The 2,521-nt window shown below is 67.2% G+C and carries 3 protein-coding genes and 1 pseudogene; 1 reads left to right on the forward strand and 3 read right to left on the reverse strand.

The window, feature by feature from the left end:
• Positions 1-93: 93 nt before the first annotated feature.
• From ADL12_RS20845 to ADL12_RS20855, 3 genes and pseudogenes are all read right to left on the reverse strand, one after another.
• Positions 94-1,221: a tyrosine-type recombinase/integrase gene (locus ADL12_RS20845; RefSeq protein WP_062704184.1), complete on the reverse strand. Its 1,128-nt coding sequence runs from the start codon at positions 1,219-1,221 to the stop codon at positions 94-96.
• Positions 1,221-1,433: an excisionase family DNA-binding protein gene (locus ADL12_RS20850; RefSeq protein WP_062704185.1), complete on the reverse strand. Its 213-nt coding sequence runs from the start codon at positions 1,431-1,433 to the stop codon at positions 1,221-1,223. Before ADL12_RS20850 ends, ADL12_RS20845 begins: the two co-directional genes overlap by 1 nt.
• Positions 1,433-2,093, reverse strand: a pseudogene (locus ADL12_RS20855) (replication initiator); the annotation flags it as partial. The gene ADL12_RS20850 and the pseudogene ADL12_RS20855, both read right to left, overlap by 1 nt.
• A gap of 20 nt (positions 2,094-2,113) precedes the next feature.
• On the opposite strand from ADL12_RS20855, the gene ADL12_RS20860 reads away from it, so the two are divergent.
• Positions 2,114-2,473, forward strand: a complete 360-nt coding sequence (locus ADL12_RS20860) for an NUDIX hydrolase (protein WP_341846369.1) — start codon at positions 2,114-2,116, stop codon at positions 2,471-2,473.
• The last annotated feature ends 48 nt before the right edge of the window (positions 2,474-2,521 follow it).

The following is a 2,521-nucleotide window of genomic DNA, read 5'->3' on the forward strand; positions in this document are numbered from 1 at the left end:
ACCCGCGCGAACAGCTCCCACAACTCGTCCGGCACCAGCCGCTCAACGATCCCTGCCACGACCGGCAGCTTACCCAGCCAAATGAGATGACGTCTAAGAGTCCGCATCACCCCGTTCCTTGCGGATCATCGAGCCGAGCCGATCGGCGATCTCGCGGTCACGGCCGTTGACCATGTGCTGATAGATCAGCGCCGCGCTCGGCGTGCTGTGGCCCATCCGAGTCATCAGTTCGCGCAGGCTCGCACCAGACGCGGCGAGGGTGTTCCCGGTGTGTCGAAGATCGTGGAAGTGCACGTCTACGGTGATGCCCGCCTTTTTTCGCGCGCTGATCCAGTCGTCGCGGAAGTTGCTCCGGCGGAGTCGACCGCCCTGGGGACCGAGGAAGACGTGACCGTCCCGCCGGCCGGCTCCGGCGTAGGCGTCGAGGTGGCGCTTCACGTCCGGCAGGAGTTCGGTCGGGAAGGCCACCGGGCGGACGCCGGCGTTGGACTTGGGTGCCTTGTCGAAGAGCGCCCCGGTCTGCATCTCAGCTTGCGAGCGCTGAACCATGAGCGCGGCGTTGTCGGTGTCGACGTCCCGCCGGCGGAGTGAGGCCAGTTCCCCGAACCGCAGTCCAGCGAAGGCGGCGAGGAGGACGAGCAACCGGTAGCGCGGGGCGATCGAGTCGGACACGGCGTACACCTCAGCCACGGTGAGGACGGGCCGTTCCGGCACGTCGTAGCTGTCGGCGCCCTTGATCCGGCACCGGTTGCGGCTGATCAGCTCATCATCAACCGCCGTGTTCAGGATCGCTCGCATGATCTGGTACGCCTTGACCACAGTCGGTTCACCGGTCCGCTCCAGACACTTCGTGCGCCACGCTCGAACCTGCGCTGTCGTGATCGAGGACAGCGGCCGCTCACCGAAGGTGGGCAGCAGGTGCAGCCGGATCACCGACTCGTGCCGCTCGCGTGAACGGGCAGCAAGCTTGCGGTCCTTGAGCCACGCCGTGGCGTACTCGCCGAAGTGGACCTTGCCCGCGTCGGGGTCGTTCCACTGACCACGCGTGATGTCCGCCTCGATGTGGGTCAGTGCGACCTCAGCATCAGTCTTGCTGGCGTAGGTCTCCTCCGCGCTCCGGAGCTGGCCCGTGTTCGGATCACGGTAACGGGCCTGCCAGCGCCCAGACTTGAGCTGTCGTACCGAGCCGAAGCGGCGACGCCTGCCCTGGTTATTCGCCATCAGGCAACCCTCCTGAGCACGCCCGGCCGAACGGTCACCGGCTGAACGGTGTTCGCGGCGATGTACTCGTCCAACACGCGCTCGGAGATCCGCACGTTACGGCCGACTTTGACGAAGGCGATGCGGCGTTCTTCGATCAGCCGACGGGGAAAGCGGACGCCTGTACCAAGGCGAGCGGCGACCTGCTTGACGTCCAAGAGTCGATCAGCCATCACCACTCCCCCGCTGTCTCGTGTGCGTCCAGGTCGGGCCTGACTTCGCGGGCGATCTCGCGGTTGTGCTGGATGTCGCGGTGGATGTTGGCGGCGAGCCAGGATTCGCCGGGAGTGTGGCCGTGGCCGGCGTAGGTCCAGTGGGCGAGGGTGAGCGTGGTTGCCTCCGGGTTGTCTTCGGGGTCGGGCAGGCCGAGGGCTTCGCGTTGTTGTGCGGCGCGATAGTCGGCGCGGGTCTGGCGGAGGGCGCCGAGGGTGGTGGAGTACTGGCGGGACTTGGTGGAGAAGTGGCCCCGGAAGCCGAGCATGTGAGCCCAGTCGCGCAGCCTGCGGTCTGGGTAGAGCGCGTGCAGGTCGAGGCACGCGGCGATGAGCCGGGCGGGGTGGTCGGGTACGCCGAGCAGCGCGAGGGCCTCTTTGTTGCCGATCCGACGGTCTACGGTGCCGGTCGTCTCAGCCGCCTTGGTCGCGTACTTGGCTACGTAGGAGGCCACGGCCGCTTCGGTGATCTCCTCGCCGTGGCCGAAGGCGCCGATCGGCTGGACATCGAGCTGTGTGCCCCAGCGCAGTGTGCGGGCGGGCTGATCTGGCCCAGGCCGGCGGCGGATCATCGGGTCCGTCCGGTCCGTCGAGGCGGATCACGGCATGGAAGTGAACGGCTCTGGGAACTCCCCGGCGGAGTGCTCGAACTGGACGAGGCCCCCGAGACGGGCGTCGCCCGGGAGGTCCTGGAGGAGACCGGCATCCACGTCGAGGTGGACGAGCTCACCGGGGTCTACAAGAACACGACCCGGGGCATCGTGGCCCTGGTCTTCCGCTGCAAGCCTTCCGGCGGCACCGAGCGCACGTCTAATGAGTCGACAGCCGTCGCATGGCTCACGCCCGAAGAGGTCAGCGAGCGCATGGCCGAGGTCTTCGCGATCCGGCTCTTGGACGCCTTGGACGGCAACGGCCCTCACGTGCGGAGCCACGACGGCAAGCGCCTCATCCCTGTCGGATCCCAGGTGATGCCTGACGTTCTGGTCCCAGGTGATGCTTGACGGTGGGCCTAGACAACATGGGAAACCCCGTGGGGCTTGTTCGCTTTC

The sequence above is a fragment of the Streptomyces regalis genome (genome assembly GCF_001509475.1).
Lineage (GTDB): Bacteria > Actinomycetota > Actinomycetes > Streptomycetales > Streptomycetaceae > Streptomyces > Streptomyces regalis.

Coding starts and splice junctions, on each gene's coding strand:
- ADL12_RS20845 (WP_062704184.1), bottom strand. CDS start 1,221: ATGGCGAATAACCAGGGCAGGCGTCGCCGCTTCGGCTCGGTACGACAG.
- ADL12_RS20850 (WP_062704185.1), bottom strand. CDS start 1,433: ATGGCTGATCGACTCTTGGACGTCAAGCAGGTCGCCGCTCGCCTTGGT.